Genomic DNA, 26286 nt, shown 5'->3' with positions numbered 1-26286 from the left:
AAAAAATTTAAGTGTGTCTCCATTTATTTCACAATCTATTAACTTACAAAAATTTTTGTAATCGCCGTCATAAACAAACCACCCGAGGTTGCTCATTCGACAAAATATTACAAAAATCAGATGGTGCTAGGCACTAAAACTAAAACAGATCCATCCTCTCCCTCACTAACCAATCCTCTCTCAACATTTAACTCAATTGCTTCTTGTACAAACTCCTCTGCTTGACTACTTGTCCGGTTGTAGCCAAGGCGTTTTAATAGTTCGCGGATTAAATCAGCTTTAGGCAACCGTAAAGCAGTTTCCATCATTTCCATCACACCATTGGCATACTCTACTTTACTAATATCTTGTAATGCACGTCTTTCGGTACCATGTTTACGGAAGTCCTGATACGACTTGTACTGCTCCTCATTTTTCCATATGAAGACACCTTTCTCTTCCTTTGTTACATGGACTTTCACAGACGATAAGGCATCGTGAATAACTGCTTCAATCTTGGCACCGCTTCTAGTAAACCCCCATGCATTGATAATTGACTTGGTAAGCTGAGAAAAGCTAACTGGAGCCGCTTCATTTACGATTCTCTCGATTTGTGTCTGGATAATCGGTAACCCTTGATACGTGTAGAATAATTCGTTAGATACGTCTACTTCCACCAATTCCACAGGCTCGTAATAATGATGCATATCTTTTACTTCGTCGTCTGGAATGATTAAACTACTAATTTTTTGTTGAATAGAAACCTCTTGCTTTTCTTCTGCTGTTTGAACAAGATTAGCAGCCTTACTTGGCGCATCCCCATTCGCTTCTATTTTGTTCAACTGTTCTAGCAGATTATCCATCTGTTTCTCCTCATCATGCCACCATTCAATCGACCAAACTTTAATAATCTTCCAGCCTAAACGTCCTAGAATGAGATCAGTCAGTTTGTTACGGTCACGAGTTGTTTTACGACTTGCGTAATTCGGTCCGTCCAGCTGGATTGCTGCCATATATTGCCCATCGTGTTTCGGGTCCACTACCGCCAAATCAACTTTAAATTCACTCTTACCAACATTCGTTTCGATTTTATATCCATGATCTTCTAAAGCAGCTTTTATTTTAGATCCGATAATATTATGCTTCGATTGGCTGCTTCCCCTATTTTGAAGCAACACGGCTTCGTTCCCTCTCTTGGCAAACTCCATAAAGGATCGTAAGCTATGGACTCCTTCTGCTTTTGTTCGAGAGAGATTAATTTTATCCGGCTCCATCGACGCAAAAATAATCATTTCTTTTTTTGCTCGGGATACTGCTACATTCAGGCGGCGCCATCCACCATCACGGTTTAATGGGCCAAAATTCAATGTCATATGGCCGGTTTCATCGGGACCATAACCTACTGTAAACAGGATGACATCACGCTCATCACCTTGGACATTTTCTAAGTTTTTTACAAATACAGGCTCCTGTACCTCGTCAGTAAAATATTTTTCTAACGTTGGATCGTCCTTCAAGCGTTCATCAATCATATCCTCAATCAACGTTTGCTGAACCTGACTAAAGGTAACTACCCCGATACTTTCCTGCTGCCTCATTGGATCATTCAGTCTCGTAAAGATCTCTTCAACAACCGCTTCCGCCTCTATCTTGTTTTGCTTCGTTTTCCCGCGATCATAAATGCCTGCCACATTTTTGAAGGAAACACGAGATACGAGATCATCAATCGATGGGAAAGTGATTAATTTGTTTTCATAAAAATGATTGTTAGAAAACGAAATCAAACTTTCGTGTTCACTTCGGTAATGCCACCTCAGATGCTTCTGCGGCATCCGTATCGATAAGCAATCATCCAACACACTCTCTAAATCCTGAATATCGAAATCCTCTTCGGTTTGCTGTGCACTAAAGAAGCTTGTCGGCGGCAATTGCTTCGGATCCCCTACAACAATGACATTTTCCCCACGGGCCATTGCACCAATCGCTTCACTCGTAGGCAACTGAGATGCTTCATCAAAAATAACTAGGTCGAACTTTGGAAAGCTTGGATCTAAATATTGCGCAACCGACAATGGACTCATTAACATACACGGCTTCAATTTTGGTAACAGATTAGAAATCCGCTCAAAAAGCTGACGAATCGCAATGCCTCTTCCTTTACTCTTGATCGCTTTCATCAGGATACCTGGTTCAGAAGTTTGGATGACATTGTTCATTAAATCTGGTACACGTTCCATTAACTTCACGTAGACCTCTAATTTGGTTAACTCACTGATTTCATCATCCAAGTCACTGAATTTTTGTAATTTGTTTTCAAATTCGGCCTTCGTAAAATGAGCAAGCGAGCCGCTACTTGTAATCTCTTCATCGATTCGAATTCGGTAAAAACCATACAGATAAGTTGGTAGAAGTGACTCGTGATTCACATCCCCATCCAGATAAGAATGCGTGACATGTGTTAGACCAAAGTCCTCTGCTTCCTGTATCGTACGTGCCAAGTGACAGCTATCTTTCAATAGTGGTAACGCGTTGATCAGATGAGCAGCTTTTTCTTCGATAAATTGACTCCAATTTTTTTGATTAGGCTCGTGGAACTCAGACACGGTAAGTTCTGACTCAAGCGTTTTCCATTTCTTCATCATGTCATCATAAACATCAAGGTAAGCATCCATTTCCCCAATTATCTCAGGGTCCGACAACGCCTGCTTATTATCTTCTAATTTCTGCGCAAACTCAGCTAAGTACGCCGGAGAATCGTTAATCATTCTTACTTTAGTTCGGATATTATCTGCCCATTCTATCGCTTTCTCTATCTCCTCCCAGTTAGCTTTGGAATCCTCCCACAAATCTGGGAAGAACTGTTGCATCTGTTCACTATGCTCATCCAGCTTTTGCTGATTCTCTTGTACCCGTCGGATCGTCGTAAGGATTTTTTCCAAGTCTTTCGCATCTATTTTTTGCTTGGTTGTTACATACTTTTTCAGCTCTTTAGTCACTTTGCTTTTTCCAAGGACTTTCTTCAAAATCCAGCTATTCTCTGCAAGCCTTAATTCCTGTAACCAAGCCTCTGAATCTAGTTTCACAATCGATTGATCAAATCGTTTCATCAGCTCTTCCGTGTCTAAATCTCGTTCCTGACCACTATTAATGACTTCAGCTACTTTTTCTTTTACTTTATCAAAGGACTCTATACCAAGTAGGGTAAAATTAAGGCTAGGTAAAGCTTTCAAAGACGGAATCACTTCATCGATAAACTTGTACCATGGATGTTTTTTATCCTCATTCACTAACCCTACTTTTGCTAAAGGATCTTCCATTTCTCGTAGATTCGGCGCATTTTCCTCGATAGCCGTTAACTGCTCCTTGATGGTGTCGTATAACTTTAAGGAGTAGTCGGTTTGTTTGATGAACGCCCATGGATTATCCTGTACACGACCGCATTGTTCACCCACAATAGCAATATTCTCAATTAATTGCTTGGATTTCGTAAAGGCTGCTTCATCCATCTCGTTTACTTTATTTCTATTAAAATCAAATTCCTGCATTGGCTTGTCCAAACTGGAATAAGTTTCAATCATTTCAAAGATACTCTGTCCGATTGATGTAGGTTGATGAAGCTCAAGCACATATCGATTTAGTTCCTTCTTTAATTGTTTGAGCTCCTCTGCTTTAGCACTCCAATTGGTTCCCTTTGTTTTATACTGATGTTCAAACGAAGTCTCCAGCTGCGCCAGAATGTCTTTCTTCTGTCCTTTATTGGAATACATTTCAAGGCAGAAATTTCCTAATCCAATATCTTCAAGCCTTGATTGTACGACCCGTAACGCAGCCATTTTTTCCGCAACGAAAAGAACCGTTTTGCCCATTGCAAGTGCGTGTGAAATCATATTCGTAATCGTTTGTGATTTACCTGATCCAGGTGGTCCGTGAAGCACAAAACTATTCCCTTCCCCAGTTGCAAGTACCGCTTCCGTCTGGGTACTATCAGAGCTTAACGGCATATACACCGTTTTTTCTTCATCTTTTTCTGTCGTCAATGGAACAGTCATTGATTCATTTGCTTCATCAATGTAATTTCCATCGATTAAACTCTTAACCACTTTGTTCTTCTTTAATTCTTCTGTATGATGAACGAGATCGTTCCACATCACAAATTTGGAGAAAGAAAATACTCCAATACTCGCATGCTCTTGAACATCCCAGTTTTTCATGTGCATCACAAGCCTTCGCATTGTGGTTAGTACTTTCTTCACATCAACACCATGATCATCCTTTGGAATATCGTAGAGTCGAGAGGCATCAATCTCAAACTTCTGACTTAAATATTCAATCAGTGAAATATTGACTTGGATTTCCTCGTCACGTGCCTGAATATAATACCCTTTCTTCGCTGACACACGAATTAAATCCACAGGCATTAACAAAATCGGTGCAAACCGTTCGGTAGAGTATGATTTCGGATCATACCACTTTAAGAACCCGAGCGCGACAAATAAGGAATTTGCACCACTTTCCTCTAATGTATTTTTTGCTTTTCGATAAAGTTTCACAAGCTCCTTTTCTAGTTTTGCTTCGGATAGCGTAGAACGCAGCCTGTTATTTTTCATATCTTCTTGTAAAATTTGCGAATGCAGCAACGCTTGTTGGTCCTTAAAATCTCGTACTTGGTCTCGCAGCTCAGTTGGCAATGGCTTAATAAATACCTTTTTCCCCATCGCTAGAATATCCTCTGTCTTTGCTAGATCAGACGTTACAACAGGGATACCTTGTGTATGGAGTCGATAGTTGATTAAGTTGTTACGTAAACTCATATCGATTAATCTGTTTTGCCAATAGGTAACCTTATCAGCCTGCTTCTGAATCTCTGCCGATAATTCATTCGATTCCGGGATAACTTCCACTTTGTCGTAAGCAAACGTAGGATTGACATTGACAGGTTCTTCAGCATTGGATACCACTTCAACCTTATCCTTTGCTGCTTTTTTCAACGAAATCGGCCTGATCTGACCAATACGACTTCTTCGCACATCGATAAAAAAGTGAAAATTACCTGAACGATCTAAACTGTTTCCAGCCTGTTGAACCGCACTATTAAACGTCGAATCCTTTCTCGTTAAAAAGGTAGACTCTACGGCCATGATTTCATGAATGCCACTCGCCATATTTTTCGTTAAAATACTTTTATCATCTTGAAAACTCTCAGCGGAAGATTGTTCTTTCAGCCAGAATGCAGGGAAGGCATGCCCTTCGAGAAAGACAATCATTGGATAAATTCCAATCGCTTCGGCACATGCTGCATAAAGTAGGGTTAAATCTAGGCAAGTTGCTAGCTTATGCTCTTTGATCATGTCAGGAAAACGAATTTTTTGACCTTCCTGTTCAAAACTAGCAGGAGGATTGGCATAAATAATTTGGTGTGATTGTATAGCAGAATAAATCGCAGAAACTTGAGCAATAACACGGTTCGGATCACCACTTTGATACCCATCCAATGCATTATTCCCCGTATTTTTCTCCATAATCTCAGCCGCTTGCTTCACAATTTCTTGCACAAACGGTCTGTTAGGCGTAATGAAACTAGTAATAATCTCTGGTACAACGGACGCACCAGGCCATGAATCATATGACAAAACATCAATGGGCAGATGATTTTCATACATAATCCGTTGCTTTGAAGAGATTTTTAGATGAAGATGGCCAGCGATACTTTCATCAAGATTGCTTAGATAATCGGAAGATAATATGATGTTTGGCTTTAATTCTACTATTTCTCCTGCCCCTAGTTCTTCTAGATTTTCTGAATAGGGTTCTGAGAAGTTAGGATTTGAAGTGATATGTATGTTGACATTTTTTAAAGCCTCGGTTGATCTATTTTTAATAGAAAGGAACTTCATCACTGGTACGTGATTTTGTTGCAGCGCAAAGTTTACTTTTTTATCATACTCGTATTCACATCGAATCACTGACTCCATTCGGCTACCCCCTATCTTTCTTATATCCTATTATTCGCTATATTGCTTTCTATTATAACAACAGCAGGGTGATTTTGCTAAAATATGTCAACAAAGAGTGTTTCTAGGGACATAAGGACAGGTCCCACTGTCCCAGAAACAGAGCATAGCTAGCTAATTCTTCTAATTTCATAACGATCAAACCTATTAATCAATTTTTTTTGATTAATAGAGTTAAAAAAAATATCCTTTTCCGATTACGTAAGCTCGTGCTGGCATCCCAAATAAAAATAATAAAATAATAAGCATGGAAGCAGCGTTAGTCATAGAAGGTATAACAAGTGCAATGGATAGAATTAGTTCAATCCAACCTACAATCATGATAAGTATAGCAATGTTTTGATAGGCTGGGTGGACCTGGTGGTTTAAGTCTGAGCTTACTAAATTAATATGAGCAATAGCCATGACTAGAAGCGAAAATGATACACCAAATTTTGTTGCAATGACCCAGTTATCTAAGTAAGCCCATCCAAACAATCCAAGTAAACGAACGGTTACAGTTATGACAAAAAAACCGACAAGATAAAACATTCTACATTTCCCCTTTCATTTTTTGGAATTCGATAATCCTATACAATAATTTTTCAACAATAAATCAAATTAAATTGATTTATTAATCAAATTTTTTCGATTTATTTAATGATATAATAATCTAATTATGGAAAGCTGTCAATACATTAATCGAATTTTTTTGATTAATTCTAATGAATTGGTCTTTTTCACTATTAACCGTAGAAAGTGGCAGGCATTACAAATAACAAGTCTCTTATTGAAGACATCGTAAAATGGGTGGTGTAATTGACAGGTGACTATCACACCCGATTACAAAATGCTCGAATATCTAGCTTAGTGCTTACATGTGGCGTTACAATCGCAAACGACTTCCTCCGCTTAAAAATAGCTTTCCTATTTAACCAATTAAATTAATTAATAAGCTAGTTTACTACAATAGAACCACATAAATAGAGACAAGGTTCCCCTTGTCCCTATGTATCCCTTTTCTTTTATAGATGAAACCCCATTTATTCTAACTACTAACCACTAAAAATCTTGAATCTTTAATGAAAGTCTAATCCTATTATCCGTTGTAAATTCTCTATTTTTCTGCTCTTTTCCGTTAACTGATATTCCAAGCTCACTACTAACCCCATGAATAACAAAGACAGCGTTATCCCATTCCGGTTTATACTGGTCTTGTTGGATATTAGTCGTGATATCTAATCTATCATTTATCAAGTTCGCTTCCATGGTACACTTAAAATAAGAACCATCTTCATAAGCAAATGATTTTCCATCATCTTCGTAATAGTCAAAAGTAGCTGTTTGGTTCTCTGATGGATAAATATGAACAGTAAGCTCATTTTCTTTTGTTTCCGTTGAGCTTTTCACAGTACCTAGAGTAATGATTGATCCTTCTTTGATGAAGATCGGAAGCGTATTAAGGTCTGCTTCTACAAGATGATGTTTTCCACCTGCTAACTTTTCTTCAGTCCAATAATTTACCCAATTCCCTTCAGGTAAGTAAACGACACGGTGGTTCGTACTTGGAGTTAAGATTGGAGCAACAATGACATCCGAACCGATCATAAATTGATCAGACAAATTGAATGTATTCTTATCATTTGGATATTCAAGCACTAACGGACGCATTACCGGCACACCTGTAACACTTGCATCTTGGAACAACGTGTATAAATAAGGCAGCCATACATAACGCTCTTGAATGTATGTCTTAATAACTCCCTCATACTCTTCTCCAAAGGACCAAGGCTCTTGCCGAATAGACTCTAATACACTATGGTTTCTAAAGTAAGGAGTAAATGTACCGAATTGTGTCCATCTTGCAAGTAATTCACCATTGGAATCATGGGCAAATCCTCCAACATCCGGTCCACAGAACGGTACACCTGAAACACCTAAGTTCATACACATTGGTAGCGCCATTTGCAAGTGATCCCAGAAACTACGATTGTCCCCGGTCCAAACAGAAGCATAACGTTGGACACCAGCGTAACCAGCACGAGTCAATAAAAATGGTCGTTTACCGTTTAATTGGTGTTTCATCCCTTCATATGTTGCCTCTCCCATTAAGAAGCCGTATAAATTATGCAATTCACGGTGTGTTTTCGGATCGCCTTCATTATCATGCATTACTTTAACATCCATTGTTTTTGTTTCATTAAAAACAGCTGGCTCATTCATGTCATTCCAAATACCTTCGATTCCTAAATCTGTGTAGAACTTATGGTTTTTCCCCCACCATTGACGAACGTCACTATTTGTAAAGTCCGGAAACGCACTATTTCCTGGCCATACATCACCATAATAGATGTTTCCTTCCATGTATTTACAAAAGTGATCTCCCTTTATTCCTTCTTGATAGACAAAGTACTCAGGGTCTTCTTTTACACCTGGATCCACAATTGGAACAACATGGATGCCGACATCCTTTAAATCCTGCATTAATTTTTCTGGATTAGGAAAGCGTTCTTCATCAAATGTAAAAACTCGATAACCATCCATATAATGTATATCTAAATAAATGGCATCCAATGGAATCTCTTTTTCTTTAAAAGTTTTAACTAATTCCCTTACCTCTTGCTCTGTTTTGTAGCTATAACGGGATTGATGATAACCCAATGCCCATTTAGGAGGAAGTGGCATTTTCCCTGTAATATCTGTATATTGCTCTAGAACTGCTTTCGGCGTCGGGCCAGCAAAAACATAATAGTCCAATTGTCCAGCTTCAGCTGAAAAGGAATAAGACGTTGACGATGATTTCATATCGAATAAAGTTTTAGACGTATTATCCAGAAATATGCCATGAGCAATACCATTTCGAATGGTCATAAAATAAGGAATCGATTGATAAAGTGCATCAATTTCGGGGTTATGTGGAGCAAAGACGTCTGAATTCCACATCGTCATCTTTTCGCCACGCTTATCTAAGAAACTTGTTTTCTCACCAAATCCATAGTAGTGATCAGCTTGCTCCATTTTTTTATAGCAAATGACTTCTTTTTTCTCATTAAATCCCATACCATGCTCTGATTCTTCCACGATAACATTTCCATCCTGATCAAAGACCGAAATGCTTACAGGATCCCTTTTTATAACAAGTGAAATCTTTCTGCTCGAAACTAAGATTCCATCATTATTTTCAGTTATTGATACTTCAATGTTTTCTGGCTCCTTCACTACTGCAAAACTAGTTTTTTTCGAAGGTACCTTTTTAGGGTTCATCATAATACGTACAATGTCATCACGATAAAAAACAATCGAAACATATCCATTTTCACATTGTAACTCTAATTCATTTTTCTCTATTAATGTATACGAAACAAGTGAACCAATCCTTTTGTAATCGATATTCTCTCGTTCATTTTCATTCTCTGGTAAAATCGCAAAGCTAGTATCTTGCATAAATTGTCCCCTCCATGCAGAATATTTTGTCCAATCGGTCTATCTTTTTTCTATTAGAGGTTGTTCAAAAAGTCCGGTAAAATCACTTTGAAATTCTTTGTGATTTTTGTCCTCCTTTTTGAACTCGTACTATTAACCTTTTGTTGCCCCTGAAGTTAATCCGCTAATCAAGTACCGTTGTAACATTAAGAATACTAGTGCTATTGGAACCGCAATTAAAATAGAACCAGCAGCAAATCTCGTAAAGTTATTTGCAAACTGTGCATTCACAAAATTATAAAGCCCTAATGCTAACGTATAATTTTCAGGACTCCGCAATATAATTCTCGGTAAAATAAAATCCATAAATGGTGCCATAAAATTAAATAATGCCACAACAGCAAGTATTGGTTTTGCAAGTGGAAGCATAATCGTAAATAAAACCCTGAAATGTCCTGCGCCATCCATTCTTGCCGATTCATCTAACTCCCTTGGGATGGTATCAAAATAACCCTTAACGAGAAAGGCATTCATTGGAATAGATCCACCAACGTAAATCAATATCAAGCCAAGTAGTGAATCTAATAATCCTACAAGATTCAGTAAAATATAGATGGCAACCATCGCCATTAATACAGGAAACATTTGAAGCAATAAAAAGGCATAGATACCGTATTTTCTACCAAAAAAGCTATATCTTGAAAATGCATAAGCAACTAAAGATACAAATACAGTAGAGCCAAGAGATGTTGCAAAAGCAACAATTAACGTGTTTTTATACCAAATTAAATAATCACTTTCAGGGTCTGTAAACAACCAAACGTAATGTTTAAATGACCAATTTTCTGGAATCATACTTGCACCAAACAAACTTGAGCCTGGATTAAGCGATAATCCAAACGTCCAGAGAAGAGGATAAATAATAACTATAAACATAATTAGGATACTACCGTAAATTCCGGTTAATTCTAGAGCATTTCTTGTTTTCCTATTCATTACATTTTTCCCTCCTCTTTAAATGATGTCGTTTTTCTAAATTGTAAAAAGGCAAATATAGCTACAATCAGCCCTAATATAAGAGAAATGGCTGCTGCAATACTGAATTGACTTGATTCAAATGTTAAATCATACACCCATGAAATTAAGATGTCTGTTCCTCCAGCATTTTGCCCCTTAACTGCAGGACCACCCTGATTAAATAGGTAAATGATGTTAAAGTTATTAAAGTTACCCGCATACTGCATAATCAATAAAGGAGCAGTAGCAAACATTAAGTGTGGGAACGTTATAAATTTAAACATTTGAAATCGACTGGCCCCATCCATATCTGCTGCTTCATACCATTCCTTAGAAATACTCTGAAGAACACCAGTAAATAGGGCAAAAACAAACGGGAATCCTAGCCAAGTTTGTATTCCGATTAAAGCTACTCTTGTCCAAAAAGGATCACTTAACCAAGGGACACCTGAACCAAAGAGCGGAATTAAAATATCTCTATTAATCGCACCAAAATTATCATTGAATAAAGCTGTAAATATTAAAATGGTTACAAATCCAGGTACTGCCCAAGGTAATATTAAGACAGTTCTAATTAATTTTTTCATTTTCACTCTTGGATCATTGACGATGATTGCTAGATACATAGCAAGAGCGATTTGAAGAGTAGTTGCTACAAATGTCCATACTAATGTCCAAGAAAGAACAGAAAGGAAAGTATTTCTCCAAATTGGTATCGTTAATAAAGCTTTAAAATTATCAAATCCAACCCAATCTAGTAGATTCTTAGGTGGTGAATTCATTAATGTATAATTAGTAAACGCGAGAAATGCCATAAATAATAATGGAAAAATAACAACAAACACTAATAAAAATAATCCAGGACCTGTAAGGATATAAGGAAAAGCCGTATCCCAAGCATTTACAAATGATTCTTTTAGTGAAGTAATTTGCAAGCCTTCCTGTATTTTCTTTGCATCATTACGTGCGTCTATCATATTTGCCACATAAAACGTTAATGCAAAGGAAGTTAAAATAAGGGCAATAATCCCTTGGCTTAATAACACCCGAGAGTCATCAACTGTCGGAATTTCTCCTAGTGTGAAGAGCCCCCAATAACCGATATTTAAAATGTCATAAAAAACAATAAAAAAGGCTGCTGATAATAGCAGGAAAATAGAACCCTTAATATATCTGCGGTTATACAGTTGACCAAGCCCAGGCACAATGGATAGTATGGTGGCTAATTTAGTACTATGTGCACGAATCCCACTTGATTCCATTACGCACCGCTCCTTTTACTTATTCAGATTATCTTAGATGTTATCCTAATTTGATCAAGAAAGGATAACATCTAAGCATTTCATTTTACTTGTAGTTCATTTCAATATCTTGCTTAATTGCTTCCACTGCATCTTCTAAAGACTCCTCAACATCTTCCCCCTCGGTAATGAAAGTCAATGCATCGGCCATTGGGTCCCAAACTGCAGAAAGTGCAGGTACAGGTGGAAACGGCTGAGCTCTTTCTAATTGCGAACCGAAACCTGTTAACAATGGATCGTTTTGGAATTCATCACTACTTAAAATGGATGATTTTGCCGGCATTTCACCAGTCTTTTCAAAGTATTGTTGCAGGGAATCTTCATTAGTTAAATAGATAGCTAGTTCTGTAGCTTCTTCTGGATATTCAGTGTATGCAGACAGCATCCAACCTTTTGTCCCTAAGAAAGTGATAGGATATTCGCCATTTTCAAGTTGTGGCAAAGGAGCAGTACCCAATTTATCTCCTAAAGCTTCTTTAAATTCGTTAAGCGCCCAAGGTCCATTAATAACTGCACCTACTTTACCGTCATTAAATAATCCACCTACAATATCCATCGTAATTCCATTTGGTAAGTATCCTTTTTCAAACCAACTTTGAATCAATGTTGCACCTTTTTTTGCTTCTTCACTTGCTAATCCAACATCGTCTATATTAAACACACTGTTTTCTTCCGCAAAGATATCTGTTCCATAACCTGCCATAAATGGAAATGAGAAATAGAAATCTGTTGCAGGATATAGGAAGCCATATTCATCATTAGAAACGTCTGTTAGCTCTTCAGCAACAGCTTCTAAATCAGCAATTGTTTCAGGTGCCTCTGAAACAAGGTCTTTATTATAATAAAGTGCTAGTGTTTCTACTACAGCTGGCAAACCGTATACTTCTCCCTCATAACTTAAAGCCTCTACAGAACCTTCTGAATACGTATCAAGAATTTCCTGGTCAACTTCCATCGGTTGAACTAGTCCCTTCACTGATAAACTTCCAATCCCTGGTTGGAAAAATAAATCCGGACCATTTCCTGATGGACCATCAAGTGACATTGCTTCTTCTTGTTCATCCATAGCAAATGGAACTACCTCAACTTCAATTCCAGTCTCTTCTGTAAACCCTGTTACTATTTCTTCAATATCTCCCGATTGTTCATCAGGTGCCCAAATCATTAGCTCTTCTGGTTGATCAGTTTCATCTGTATTTGTGTTGCTCCCCTGTGCGGAATCCATATCTCTATCCGGTCCACAAGCAACTAAAAGCACAGTTAGTAATAACGAAAATAAAATCATTACATTTTTCTTCATCGTAATCTCTCTCCTTATGTTAGGTAGTTGTTATTTCATTCAATACAAAAATCCTTCCATGTACGTTCGTTCATCACCTCCTTCAAAAGGTTAAGCGGTTAACTAAATTCACAAAAAGAAAAGATTGTATTGGTGATTAAACGCTTACAACCTAAGCCACAAACTATTAATTTATTTATAGTGATAACAAACTTTCAAAAAATAAAAATCAAACCTATGACAACCTTTGTAGTTAACCGGTTAACTAAATACCCAAATCCATAGTACTATTTTAAATAATAGTACTAACAAAATGCAGTTTATAATTACAACGCTTTAGTTGATTGTCTGATGATAAGTTCAACCGGAAGTTCAACAGTTTGGTGCTCTACATCTTCAGATTCAATTGCATTAATAAGCAAATTAGCAGCATATTTTCCTTTTTCAAAGATATCTTGTCTTACTGTTGTTAAACTTGGTGTAGTATATTCACTAATACTTAAATCATCAAAGCCAACGATAGAATAATCATTAGGAACTTGAATGTGTTTCATTTGCAACGCTTTCATAATACCTATTGCCAAAACATCTGATACTGTTACAATTCCAGTCGGTTTTTGTTCACTTTTAAGAATTTCTTCTGCAACTTTTTTACCATGCTCAAATGTAATATCGTATGTTTGATAGGTTAATTTTTCATTGAATTTAATTCCTGTTTCTTGAAGCGCTCGCTTGTACCCTTGATAACGTTTTGCGTCAACCGGGCTTGATTTGAGATCAGTTGCAATGAATGCAATATCCTTGTGGCCCAACTCAATTAGATGGCTTGCTGCTAAATATCCACCTAACTCATCATTCACTTGAATATTACTAAATAAATTGGTGTACTTCTCGTACGTGTCAATTAGTACAATTGGGATATTTAGTGTTTTCATTTCATTGTATAACTTTTCTGGAAACAACCCTAAAAAAATCAATCCGTCTAAATTCCTTTTCTTAACCCATTGTCTACATTCCTCTGGGTTTCCAACACCTGTAATCATAGTATCGAATTTACGGTTTCGGGATACAAGTTCTACACCGCTTACAAATTCAGTATAATAAAAATTGTTTTTAAACACTGATGCAGGTGTATCTTCAATTAATGGTAACATGATGCCAATTAAATTAGATTTTCTTTTTGATAAACTAATCGCCGTAAAATCAGGATAATAATTTAACTGATCAACAGCTTCAAGTACCCTTTTTTTAGTTTCATTAGATACTTTTTTCACACCATTTAATACATATGAAACAGTTGCAGGGGATACTCCTGCGTACTTTGCTACTTCTTTTATAGTCGGTTTTTTATTCATATTCCCCTCCGGTTAACCGGTTAACTAAATTAAATAATATTATGTTTTTTTCTTATTGTCAATATATTTTATAAAACTATTTATTCAATAGGAAAGCGAAGACGCTGCCCCACTACAATCCCGAATTGGGTGGTTAATCGCAGCGGGACGAGGGACCTGTCCCTCTGTCCCAAAAAAAAGGAAAACGGGGGCATAAGTTGAATATAATAGAAGGACATAAAATTGTGAGTTAGGAAAGGGGTACACTTTGAGAAAAATTATTTTAACGACTGAGAGTGGAGCAGATTTACCAACAGATTTAGCGGAAAAGCATGATGTTCAAGTAGTCCCGATGCACATCGTCATGGATGGAAAAGATTATTTAGATGGGTCATTACCGGTAAAGGATTTATATGACTACTATGATCGTACAAAACAAATACCCTCTACAACAGCCACAAATATCCATGAATATCAACACTTTTTCAAGAAGATCAAAACAGATTTTCCTGATTGTACCATTGTTCATATCGGTTATACGTCAAAAGCTTCTTCGTCTTTTCAAAATGCAGTGAATGCAGCAGAAGACTTTGATGATGTTATGCTAATTGATGCTTTAAATGTAACAGGTGGATTAGCTGCTATTGTAATGTATGCCGTTACCTTATTAGAAAAGAAACCTACCATTGAACCTGCCCACTTAGTAGAAAAGATCAAATCCAAAGTTCCCAAATCAAGACTGGCTTTTGTTCCCGGTAAATTAGAATTCTTAAGAGCCGGTGGACGCGTAAGCAATGCGGCTTATCTAGGTGCGTCTTTGTTAAAAATAAAGCCACGCATTGATTTGATGGAAGGAAAGCTTGTTTCAACGAAAAAGTATCGTGGAAAAATGAGTTCCGTTACTGAAAAACTTATGCGTGATTATTTAGAGCAATATAACATTGATCGAGAAAAACTTTATTTGATATACTCGCTCGGACTTGATGAAAAGATCAAACATCGGATGGGTGAAATTGCAAAAGAAGCTGGTTTCAAACATGTAAGCTGGATACAAGCTGGGGCAGTGATTTCCACTCACGCAGGACCAGGCGGCTTCGGGATTGCTGGATTAGAAGTATAAGGAAACCAAAGGGAAGGTTCTAGTGGTTCCTATTTAGCTAATGTGATCCACTAGAACGGATTCTCTGGTGCTTACGTATTTTATTAACCTGCCTATTGATTTTAAGCGTTCTATAAAAAGAGCACTTCTCCTTCTTGAAGAAATGCCCCTGGTTTTATCACTGTAAGCAACAGAAAATGAAATCGTACTTTTAGCCTGTGCCAAAGTTAAGCACACATAAAAGCAAGAGGCACATGTTCACCCCTTGCTTCTTATCCTACACCTGATTTGAATATACTGTCCCTTTATATTGTATATCTACTTTATAAGATGTTTCCATCGTCGTTTTTTTTAGATATTCTTTCGCTTGTGTCAATGCATCAAGCATTCCATCGGTTTCAATTTTAATTTCTTTTGAACCTACAGGACATTTTAATAGGAAGATGTATTGTTTCATGATGTTTTTTCACCCTTTTTGCAATGAAATCGTTTGTACAATTATAATAACAATTACAGAAAGCGTTTTCAACACTTTCGACTGATTGTCACTAGATTGTAAAGATTTACATCATTTTTCTACTTCATCTTCTCATCTCGTATCAATTTATATAGTACATCTTGTGTTGAACATTAAATGGCGCACGATTTATGTGTTTTTCGGCACTTCATGAAAAGATGTTGCAAAGTTGAGAACAGCAGTTAAAATGATGGTTATGAATGCCAATACCATAAAATAAACAAATAGCATACCTGAAATAACTAAGAGCATTCCAAATAATACAAGTTGTAGGTACCCTAATAATATTTTTAAAAGTACAAAAGACTTGTCATGCCTTTCGTTACACGTCACCAAATTGGTAACCCCCATCCAAAGTAGAAATGCACAGGAAAGAAAATACATGAGGAAAGGTAACAACACATTTCGGTGAATACTCAAATGTCCACTACGATCAATCAAGGTATAACCTTCCATGATAAATGCTAGTAAAGACATATTTGCTATATCCCCAGCTAATTTTTTAGCAACAATAGCTAATGCTAAACTAACAATAATGGTCATTAGTTGTGTGGTGTTATCCTGAAAAATTTCTTTACCATATTTCACCAAAATCAACACCTCCTACTTCTACTCTATGAAGTCTAGTAGGAAAATAGGACAACTCTTTTAAAATTTATGTTGAATGATAGTTTCAGTTTTTTCTGAATCCCAACATTTCCCCAGTATCCTTTGTTAATCAAACAAAGGAGCGTCATCCCTTCCAGGACCAACGCTAGCCGTTAGTAAATTTGAATTTTTGTTATCCGCACAAAAACAGTCGCCAGCTACTCACAAACCGGTCTTACTTTGCACCTTCAAAAAAATGACTTATCGCTATCATAGCCTCTCTATCATCATCACCTTTGGTAATAATCGAAACTTCCAATCCTTTATCAAGGTAAAGAGAAAGCAATCCCAAAATACTTTTCACATCAATCTTATAATGTTTGAATTCTAGCGTGATATCACTTTCAAATTTACTTGCCAAATTCGTAAGCTCTACAATATCATGTGTATTCATAAATCGATTCACTTTAATTTCTTTAACGTACATATGATCATCTCCTTACCCTATATTTTATTGGTAAATATAGATGAACATTCCAAAATCTGATCATCGTAACAAGTACTCCAGATTAATCACTAATCCAATCACCACAACCATCGAATTCACACCACAAGTAACCAAAAAATGTATAAAGTAATAATAAAAAGACAACCTATCGTTAGTTATCAATTACCATTCAATTTCACTCAGCAGGCGCTAATACACAATAAAATTATCTTTAAAAAATCACCTAATTGGAGGAATACACTTTGGCTAAAAATCAAATTCGATTAGTAGATACTGACATTCACGAACGTGTGCAATACAAGGATATCCTCGAATACCTTGATGAGCCTTTTAAACATTATATTGAAAATTGTCATTGGATACAGGAAAAGCACATGCCTTATACCCAGCCGGCAGTAGCAGGTGTGGATCGAGCTGACGCTATCCTTCCTGATGGCCGTCCTGCGGGGTCTGACTTAGGATTTATGCAAGAACAACTACTTGACGAAATCGGTCATGAATACGGCATTTTAACGAGTGCATTAGATCCATCTCCTTCGTCCATGCATGGTTGGTATGAGATGGCGATTGCTTTAGCATCTGCCTATAATAATTGGCAAATTAAAGAATGGTTAGAAAAAGATGACCGTTTATATGGTTCTGTTCATATTGCTGCACAAGATCCGAAAGCGGCTGTGAAGGAAATTGAAAGAGTTGGGTCCCATCCAAAAATGGTACAGGTTTTACTGCCGATTGATGACATTATGTGGGGTGATCCGTTCTATCATCCGATATTTGAAGCAGCTGAAAAACATCATTTAATGATTGGGATGCACCATAATGAGCCGCCTATCTATTATGGCAAATGGCCAAGATATTTTATTGAGTGGCACACATTAATTCCTACTGCTCATATAAAGCAAATTACTAACATGGTTTTTAATGGTGTGTTTGATAAGTTCCCTAACCTCGGGCTAATGATGATTGAAGGTGGCTTTACTTGGGTGCCACATATCATGTGGAAAATGGATCAGCAATACCGAGACTTGCGCCATGAAGTACCTTGGTTAAAAAGGAAGCCAAGTGACATTTTTAAAAAACAAATACGAGTAACCACTCAACCAGCAGAGGAACTAACAAAACAAGAGTTTATGTCTCTTATTGAACAAATGGGGACCGATGAAATCCTTTGCTTCTCTACGGACTATCCACACTGGGACTACGATTCACCAACACGTGCATTACCGAATATGGATCCAGAACTCAAACAGAAAATTTTCGCCGACAACGCAAAAGCATTTTATCCAAAGCTACCGTAGGAGGGTTAAAGATGAAAGAACAAGTCGTATGTAAAACAACAGACATTGATCCTGGCGAAATGAAGGCGACAAATTTTGGAAAGCAAAATGTATTAGTTTGCCGAACACTGGATGGGGAGTTTTATGCCTTTTTAAACCAATGTACCCATCAGGGGGCTCCACTTGATAAAGGAATAATGTGTGGAGCAACGATTGATACAAGTAAACCAGGTGAATATCATTATCGCCGAAACGGGGAAATTATTCGTTGCCCATGGCATGGTAGAGAATTCGATATAAAAAATGAAGGTAGAATGTTAGCTAATCCTGAGAAAAAGCTGCCTAACTATAAAGTAAGGGTAGAAGACGAGGATGTCATTGTATACAAGTAATTAAACAAGAGGGTGAAAATAATGAATCAACATGACAACGTTGTTGACACGATCATTATCGGAGCCGGTCCTACTGGCCTATTTGCTGCCTTTTACGGAGGTATGCGTGAAATGTCTGTCAAAGTCATCGACAGCCTACCGCAAGTAGGTGGCCAATTAATGGCACTGTATCCGGAAAAATACATTTATGATGTAGCCGGTTTTCCAAAGGTATTAGCGAAAGATTTAGTCAATCAACTAGAAGAACAAGCGAATCAATTCGGTCCTGAAATATGCCTTGAGGAAAACGTTCAATCGGTTAAAAAATCAGATGAGCATCTATTTAAAGTAACGACAACAAAAGAAGTCCATTACGGAAAAACAGTGATTATTACGGGGGGAGCGGGAGCCTTTCAACCTCGCCGTTTAAAACATGCGGCAGCTAGCGAATACGAAGGAAATAACCTTCTCTATTCAATTACCGACCTTCAATCGTTTAAAGGAAAAAAAGTCTGCGTTGCAGGCGGAGGAGATTCTGCTGTCGATTGGGCATTAATGCTAGAAGAGATTGCGGATGAAGTTACCCTTGTCCATCGTCGTGATCAGTTTAGAGCACATGAACACAGTGTCAATCAATTGAAAGAATCCCGCGTTCAGATTAAAACACCGATGGTTATCGACGATTTAATTGGTCAAGACGGCTTTATTGAAAAGGTCGTGATTAAAGAAAACAAAGGCGATGCAACCGAAACCCTAGAAGTGGACGCTTTAATTGTCAACCATGGATTTCTTTCCGACCTTGGTGCAATTAGAGAGTGGGGATTAGAATTGGAGAAAAATTCAATTGTGGTAAACGAAAAAACGGAAACGAATATCTTAGGGATTTATGCTGCCGGTGATATAACGACACACGCTGGCAAAGTAAAGCTAATTGCATCCGGTTTTGGTGAAGCACCAACTGCGATTAGTCAGGCCAAGCATTACATTGATCCGAAAGCAAGGGTTCAGCCACCACATAGTACAAGAGTGCTAGGCGGCGCTTAAAATTGATTGCACAGATAAAGGCAATAATGAAGCAAGTGGAAACTATCTGAAAGTCGCAATTTTTTCTAACTTTTATTAAAAATAGCCCACTTCCTCATCATCCCTCATATCGAGAAGGAACTAACATATAAACGAACGTGAATGACAAAGAGATTATCCTAATATTGTAGCTGTAGCCCCGTCAGCCCTGGGTTCGATAGCTATTCAACCAGCTACCTACATTGGTTACAGTTATTAAAAGGAGGAAAGTACTGTATGAAACTAAAAAAAATGTTCATCGATGGCCAATGGCGTGAAGCCACTAATGGTCAGTCACGCACCATTATCAATCCAACCAATCAAGAGCCTATAGCAGAAGTTGCTGAAGGTGATGAATCAGATGCTAAAGCAGCCATTGCTGCAGCGAGAAAGGCATTTGATCAGGGGGATTGGGCAACAACACCCGCACCTGAACGAGCAGCAATCGTTCGTAAAATCGCTGAATTAATTGAAAGAGATAAAGAAGAATTAGCGAATCTCGAATCACTAGATACTGGTAAAACATTAGAAGAAAGTCGCTGGGATATGGATGGTATTGCTGAAGTTTTTCGTTATTATTCTGAAATTGCTGATAAAGATGGTGGAGAAATCATTGATTCTCCATTCCCAAATTCTATAAGTAAAGTGGTTCATGAGCCGGTTGGCGTATGTGGACAAATTACACCATGGAACTACCCATTACTACAGGCATCATGGAAACTAGCACCTGCCTTGGCCGCTGGAAACACGCTAATAATGAAACCGAGTGAGATTACACCACTGACAACCATTAAAACATTTGAATTAATGGAAAAAGCAGGGGTTCCTGCTGGTGTAGCTAATCTTGTGTTGGGACCAGGTCATACCATTGGTGCGGAACTTTCTAATAATACAGATGTTGATTTAATATCTTTTACTGGTGGAATTGAAACTGGAAAGAAAATTATGCAAGCAGCTAGTGTTAACGTTAAAAAAATTTCACTTGAGCTTGGCGGAAAAAATCCTAACGTTGTATTTGCAGATGCAGACTTTAATATCGCTATTGATCAAGCAATGAATGCCGTATTCTTCCATGCCGGACAAGTTTGTTCAGCTGGTACAAGACTTATTATAGAAGAAAGTATTCATGATCAGTTTATAGAAACGTTAATAGAACGTGTCAAAAAGATTAAAATCGGCAGTGGTTTCGATGAAGAAACCCAAATGGGCCCACTTATCTCTGCTGAGCATCGGGAAAAAGTAGAAAAATATGTAGAAACAGGGAAAAAAGAAGGCGCAACACTTGTAGTCGGCGGTAAGCGCCCAGAAGACCCGAAGCTACAAAATGGTTTTTTCTATTTACCTACTATTTTCACCAATTGCACAACCAATATGAGCATAGTTCAAGAGGAAGCATTCGGTCCAATCATTACCGTAGAGACGTTTAAAACAGAGGAAGAAGCGATCAAACTTGCAAATGATTCTATTTATGGACTAGCTGGTGGTGTTTGGACAAATGACACAGTAAAAGCAGAACGCTGTGCAGCAAAAATGCGCATGGGTACCGTTTGGATAAATGAGTTTAACCTTTACTTCCCTCACGCACCATGGGGCGGTTATAAACAATCCGGTATTGGACGTGAACTTGGAAAACCTGGATTAGAAGAGTACATTGAAACGAAGCACATTTACCACAACTTAAAACCGGAGCCGTTTGATTGGTTCTAATACTTGTTTCATAATAAGGGGTCAGGCACCGCAAATGGACAAATGTCTATTTATGGTACCTGACCCTTTTGTAAATAACTTCTCTTTAACTACGTAAGACTTTTTTCATACCAATGCTCAGGAATAATATTCTTCTCCAACTCTAGAAGTTCATCGATGATTTGGTCTGCATCAGCAATTGAGTTGACTAGAGGGTCTGTCAACATCGCCCTTCTAAGCTTCTTGCGGTCGCCTTCAACAACCGCTTCAGCCGTCAATTCATGCGTATCCAGTACGACTTCCTGCATACCGCGAATCCCGCGAGGCATCTCGCCAACAGGTAACGGCTTCACCCCATCCATCGTAACCTCACACAACAGTTCTAAGAAGGCATCGTCGTTCATATTTGTTACCGCACCTTGGTTGAAGGTGTTAATGTAGAACGGTTTGCGTAATCCCCCTACCATATTTTCAATAATATCTGTCGCATGGTCTGGACCGAATGATGTCATATACTCCTCGATCGGTGTTTCACCGCTTAAGAAACTGTCTATCTGCTGCCACATCTCCTCATGGCGTTTGTACCGGTCTTCCGTTTCCCAAATGGATAACGGCGGAATGTCATCTTCCAGTTTGCCGAGTCCTTGCCAATAAGGGACGTACTCCTTCGTATGGGCCGTACAGGTTGGAACATACCCAAAGATGTCATACAATTGATAGCTGATCGCATCATTGAAAAGTGCCTTGGCTCCTGTATCGCCGCCTACCGTTTCTGTCTCCGCTGAACGCCTAAGTGATTCAGCAATCTCAGGAAGGACATCCTTTCCTTCATACTCCGCTTTTAGCAGCCAAGTAAAATGGTTTACCCCGGCAATACGTAGATCGAATTTACGGTCCACCTCCTCTGTGTATTCGTTTTCATTTTCAATAATCCCTGCCCGTTTTGCATAAATAATTTTCTTATGGGGCATATGGTGCGAATCACACAGAGCAAAAGTCTTTAAATTCGGCGCATATCGCTTTAACGCCATTCCATTGACAGTGGACGGGTTAATATAATTAATCACCCATGCCTCTGGACAAATTTCCTCAATATCCCTTGCACATTCCATAATTGTAGGAAGCTCACGCATCGCCCGGAAAATTCCACCAGGACCGATTGTATCTCCTGAGCACATTCTTATTCCATACTTTTCGGAAATCTCGCAATCAATCCCTCTATACTTTACCGTATCATCGGCGAAGCTAAGTACGACAAAATCAGCATCCTCAAGTACTTCCTTTCGATCAACCGACCCCTCAATCTTTAAATCTACATTATTGGCTTCGACTACCATTCTGGCAAGCTTCACCAGCTTATTTAAACGCTCTTCGTTAGTATCTACCAAGGAAAGCGTACCTTTGTTTAAATACTCGGAATGAACCATCTGCCAAATACACTGTCGACCAAAGAACAAACTTCCGGCTCCTAACACAACTACTTTTGGTTGATAATTAGTTATAATAATCTCCTCCTACCCTTATTCTTATATCAATTATATGGTAAGACTCAGATATTAAAATGTAGGGAAGTTAGCTTTTCATGTCATTTAGTAAGATTTCTCCTTCTTTCAATATCCTTTTGTTACAATAGTAAATAGTTAATATGTCTAAAAGTACGGAGTTGGTTACCGTGGATAATTTGAATATTTTTAATGAGCTATCTGAGCTTGTCATGCTTCGAATAAATGCTTGCAGTGAAATTACTCATCCAAGTGATTGGGTAGAAAGCAAAAACCATAAGGATTATGACTTATGGTATGTTCAAGAAGGGCAAATAGAAATCCGTATTCACGAAAAAGTGCATCTCGCACAAGAAGGAGATTTAATTCTTTTCAGTCCAAAGGTGGCCTATACGGCAACAAGCCTAGGTGCTGGTTGTAGATTTATTTTTACACATTTTGATTTTGGACTTGGGGATCACCATGAAATTCTAGATAATTTTCAGCTTCCAGGAGTTATTACAGGCACGCTTGTCCAAGAGGAAATCCGCTTGTTCTTAAATACGTATGATCAATATAAACGTAACGCCCCGATGTCAGGCTTCCGATTGAAGGGTTGTCTTACAATTCTACTCGCCAAGATTATGGAACGTTATGGACTTGGGCAATATCAAGGGGATTTTTTACAGCATACTCCCAATCGCAAGAAAACGATGAATCTACAGACACTGCAGCCCGTCTTCGATTTTATCCAAAATAATCTGCATCAACCGCTCCGCGTTCGGGAACTTGCAACGACAGCAGGTATGTCGGAAAAATATTTCATTTTTTACTTTAAACAAGCCTTGGGCGTTACACCAGGTCGTTACATCTATCAGCTGAAAATGAATCGTGCCCGTGATTTGTTGCAGAGCAAAAGTTATTCCGTTCAACAAATCGCAGGGATGCTCGGATACCCTGATCCATACAGCTTCTCAAAAGCATTTAAGAAATATTACAAAGTACCACCATCACAGTTTATTTGGTAATTTCACCACTAAGGGGTCTCACTAAGGGGTCTGACCCCTCTTGTGGACATTTGTCCACTGTGGGAGGACAGGTGGGACGAGGAGCCTGTCCCTCTGTCCCATTACTGATTAATCTGATAACGGTATTCCATTAACTGTTTTAAGGCGGATATCTGTTTCAATATTTCCTCTCCAATATTGGTTTCCATCACCATTTTTCTTTCCAACTCTTCATCCACTACTCGTTTAATCGATAATACATCTGTACCATTCATAAGAACATCTTCTTTTGATGTAAATTTCTTATGGGCGACAAGCTGCATCCCGAAGGAGTTATATAAAAGCGTGTAACCTGCAATTCCAGTTGTAGATTGGTAAGCCTCTGAAAATCCACCATCAATCACCATCATCTTCCCATTTGCTTTGATAGGATTTTCTCCACTTTTTTCTTTAACAGGTGTGTGCCCATTAATAATATGCCCCTGATCAGGATCGAGATCGAATTCCTTTAACATTTCTCTACAAGCTTCCTCGTCCTCACGCAAATAGTAATAAGGGTTCTTCTCTTCTACATGCGCTTTCTTATCTTTAATAAAGTACCTTTCAAATGTCGTCATCTCTTTTTTACCGAAAAGCGAGGAGTTTTCGCCAGTCCACAAATACCAAACCATGTCAGTTGCAAGGTCATCGGTCTGTTCAGGATGTGCAAAGCTGTATCGTAAATAGTGCTCAAAAATATCGAGTAACTCTCTTCCAGCATAGATCTTATCTTTGATTACCATTTGCTTCATCGTTCCGTCTTCATTCAACGGAATGCATCCATGAATGAGTAAGTTCCCATTGTACTTTAAATAGAGACTGCCTTTCTTCATGAAAAAATTCATATGTCTTGCTAATTTTTCCGAATGTTGAAAAGCAAACAGCAGTTTATTCATGACTTGTTCTTCTTCCTCAAGCAGCTGGTCGGGCTGATCTGGGTTCACCGTAACAAAACAAGTATTTTCCAATGGGTACTCTTTTCCATAAAGCATAGCTATTTTTTGTTCATAATCGATGTTCTCAAGCACAAGCCTACGTGACATGTTGAACTCCGGTCGTCTATTAATAATTGGCATTTCTAGTTTGAATTGAATCATGGTAATCGCTTGATGAATTTTCGTTATTTGCAACTGTTCATTATCAAAAATATTTTTTCCGGACGCATTACTTTTTGGTCGAAAAGCCGGGTTATCTTCATAGTATTTTTCTGCCAGATTAAGAAGGGGTCTAAGATTGATGCCATAAACATCTTCAATGATGTCAAGGTTATCGTATCGAGCACAGATCCGAATAAGATTAGCCAGACAAACCTTTGACCCAGAATAGGCACCAATCCAGAGTACATCATGGTTCCCCCATTGAATATCAACGGAATGGTAATTGATCAGTGTATCCATGATCTTATCTGGCTCAGGACCACGATCATAGACATCCCCTACAACATGAAGATGATCGACAACTAGCCGCTGAATCGTATAGGCTAGGCCAGTAATAAGCTTTTCCACCTGCCCCAGTGAAATAATTCGCTGAACAATTTTGTCATAATACTTTTTCTTATTGGACAACTCATCCGTTTTATACAACAGCTCTTCAATAACATAAACAAACTGACTTGGCAAAGCTTTCCGCACTTTTGTTCGGGTGTACTTTGATGAGGCAAAAAGAACTAATTTTACCATTCGTTCAATCGTTTCTGTGTACCATTTATTTAGCGATTGATCATTGTCCATTTCGTTTTTCATAAGCTTCAATTTCTCTTCTGGATAATAGACGAGTGTAGCAAATTCATTTATTTCTTTATCAGACAGTTCTTCTTTAAACAGAGCTTTAATTTTGGCCTTCACATTTCCCGATCCATTTCTTAACACATGTTGGAATGCATGATATTCTCCATGGAGATCGCTGACAAAATGCTCTGTGCCTTTTGGTAAATTTAAAATAGCCTCAAGATTAATAATTTCGGTAACAACTTTACTCTCACTATCATATATTTCTGCAAGTAGATCTAAGTAGTTCGTATCCATTTCTCGAATCCCCCATAATTCATTTTATTCTGCAAATTTGAAAAATAAAGCGTTTTATTTAAACATGCAATAATCTTCTATAGATGACCAATTTTTCGAACTTTCAATCAGTATAACATAGGATGATGTACAATGTTTTCTATACTCAATGAAGCAAAAAAACGCTCCCTACCGTAGTAGAGAACGTTACTGGGACACGGGGACAGGTCGAGACTACTGAAAAACGTTTCCTAAAATATGTAAAATGATAAAAATACAAAAAGAAAAAGAAAATCCCCCAACATTTGGTATAATAGAGTTGACA

General features: G+C 37.9%; 18 protein-coding genes. 6 read left to right on the top strand and 12 right to left on the bottom strand.

The genetic code is table 11. The features are described 5' to 3' along the window. Positions 1 to 116: 116 nt before the first annotated feature. From JOC48_RS17390 to JOC48_RS17360, 7 genes are all read right to left on the bottom strand, one after another. The gene (locus JOC48_RS17390) at positions 117 to 5951 is read right to left on the bottom strand and encodes a DUF3320 domain-containing protein (protein WP_204501690.1); all 5835 of its coding nucleotides are present in this window, start codon (positions 5949 to 5951) and stop codon (positions 117 to 119) included. 213 nt (positions 5952 to 6164) lie between these two features. Beyond that, positions 6165 to 6521, bottom strand: a complete 357-nt coding sequence (locus JOC48_RS17385) for a hypothetical protein (RefSeq protein WP_204501689.1) — start codon at positions 6519 to 6521, stop codon at positions 6165 to 6167. A 510-nt stretch (positions 6522 to 7031) separates the two neighbouring features. Continuing rightward, a complete protein-coding gene (locus JOC48_RS17380; protein WP_204501688.1) occupies positions 7032 to 9413 on the bottom strand; it encodes a glycoside hydrolase family 31 protein in 2382 nt (793 codons plus the stop codon). 132 nt (positions 9414 to 9545) lie between these two features. After that, positions 9546 to 10388 (bottom strand): sugar ABC transporter permease, encoded by an 843-nt coding sequence (locus JOC48_RS17375; protein ID WP_204501687.1) that lies wholly within the window; start codon positions 10386 to 10388, stop codon positions 9546 to 9548. Next, entirely contained in the window at positions 10388 to 11671 is a 1284-nt protein-coding gene (locus JOC48_RS17370) for a sugar ABC transporter permease (RefSeq protein ID WP_204501686.1), read from the bottom strand. Before JOC48_RS17370 ends, JOC48_RS17375 begins: the two co-directional genes overlap by 1 nt. 85 nt (positions 11672 to 11756) lie before the next feature. After that, positions 11757 to 13010, bottom strand: a complete 1254-nt coding sequence (locus JOC48_RS17365; protein ID WP_204501685.1) for an extracellular solute-binding protein — start codon at positions 13008 to 13010, stop codon at positions 11757 to 11759. A 305-nt stretch (positions 13011 to 13315) separates the two neighbouring features. Then, entirely contained in the window at positions 13316 to 14344 is a 1029-nt protein-coding gene (locus JOC48_RS17360; RefSeq protein WP_204501684.1) for a LacI family DNA-binding transcriptional regulator, read from the bottom strand. 247 nt (positions 14345 to 14591) lie between these two features. Between JOC48_RS17360 and JOC48_RS17355 the strand changes: the two genes are divergently transcribed. Continuing rightward, a complete protein-coding gene (locus tag JOC48_RS17355) occupies positions 14592 to 15443 on the top strand; it encodes a DegV family protein (protein WP_204501683.1) in 852 nt (283 codons plus the stop codon). Positions 15444 to 15699: 256 nt separating this feature from the next. Here JOC48_RS17355 and JOC48_RS17350 read toward each other — a convergent pair whose 3' ends face one another. From JOC48_RS17350 to JOC48_RS17340, 3 genes are all read right to left on the bottom strand, one after another. Continuing rightward, a complete protein-coding gene (locus JOC48_RS17350; RefSeq protein WP_204501682.1) occupies positions 15700 to 15879 on the bottom strand; it encodes a hypothetical protein in 180 nt (59 codons plus the stop codon). A gap of 189 nt (positions 15880 to 16068) precedes the next feature. Next, entirely contained in the window at positions 16069 to 16527 is a 459-nt protein-coding gene (locus tag JOC48_RS17345; RefSeq protein WP_204501681.1) for a hypothetical protein, read from the bottom strand. A 235-nt stretch (positions 16528 to 16762) separates the two neighbouring features. Then, positions 16763 to 17014 (bottom strand): HPr family phosphocarrier protein, encoded by a 252-nt coding sequence (locus JOC48_RS17340; RefSeq protein WP_204501680.1) that lies wholly within the window; start codon positions 17012 to 17014, stop codon positions 16763 to 16765. A gap of 263 nt (positions 17015 to 17277) precedes the next feature. On the opposite strand from JOC48_RS17340, the gene JOC48_RS17335 reads away from it, so the two are divergent. The 4 genes from JOC48_RS17335 (at position 17278) to betB (ending at position 21452) form a co-directional block, all read left to right on the top strand. Beyond that, positions 17278 to 18333, top strand: a complete 1056-nt coding sequence (locus JOC48_RS17335) for an amidohydrolase family protein (RefSeq protein WP_204501679.1) — start codon at positions 17278 to 17280, stop codon at positions 18331 to 18333. Between the two features lie 11 nt (positions 18334 to 18344). Continuing rightward, entirely contained in the window at positions 18345 to 18704 is a 360-nt protein-coding gene (locus tag JOC48_RS17330; protein ID WP_204501678.1) for a Rieske (2Fe-2S) protein, read from the top strand. A 21-nt stretch (positions 18705 to 18725) separates the two neighbouring features. Further along, on the top strand, positions 18726 to 19727 hold the full coding sequence (locus JOC48_RS17325) for an NAD(P)/FAD-dependent oxidoreductase (protein WP_204501677.1): 1002 nt from the start codon (positions 18726 to 18728) through the stop codon (positions 19725 to 19727). Positions 19728 to 19982: 255 nt separating this feature from the next. After that, on the top strand, positions 19983 to 21452 hold the full coding sequence (betB, locus tag JOC48_RS17320; RefSeq protein ID WP_204501676.1) for a betaine-aldehyde dehydrogenase: 1470 nt from the start codon (positions 19983 to 19985) through the stop codon (positions 21450 to 21452). An 89-nt stretch (positions 21453 to 21541) separates the two neighbouring features. On the opposite strand, the gene JOC48_RS17315 is transcribed toward betB, so the two are convergent. Further along, positions 21542 to 22939, bottom strand: coding sequence for a family 4 glycosyl hydrolase (locus JOC48_RS17315; RefSeq protein WP_204501717.1), 1398 nt, complete (start codon positions 22937 to 22939; stop codon positions 21542 to 21544). Positions 22940 to 23103: 164 nt separating this feature from the next. Between JOC48_RS17315 and JOC48_RS17310 the strand changes: the two genes are divergently transcribed. Further along, positions 23104 to 23940, top strand: a complete 837-nt coding sequence (locus tag JOC48_RS17310; protein ID WP_338024343.1) for a helix-turn-helix domain-containing protein — start codon at positions 23104 to 23106, stop codon at positions 23938 to 23940. Between the two features lie 101 nt (positions 23941 to 24041). On the opposite strand, the gene JOC48_RS17305 is transcribed toward JOC48_RS17310, so the two are convergent. After that, complete coding sequence (locus JOC48_RS17305; protein ID WP_204501674.1) at positions 24042 to 25982, bottom strand: fructose-1,6-bisphosphatase; 1941 nt, start codon at positions 25980 to 25982, stop codon at positions 24042 to 24044. Positions 25983 to 26286 lie beyond the last annotated feature (304 nt).

The organism is Aquibacillus albus (assembly GCF_016908325.1).
Taxonomy (GTDB): domain Bacteria; phylum Bacillota; class Bacilli; order Bacillales; family Amphibacillaceae; genus Aquibacillus_A; species Aquibacillus_A albus.
The sequence above is the reverse complement of the archived record's forward strand: the minus strand, read 5'-3'. Positions and strand labels throughout refer to the sequence as shown.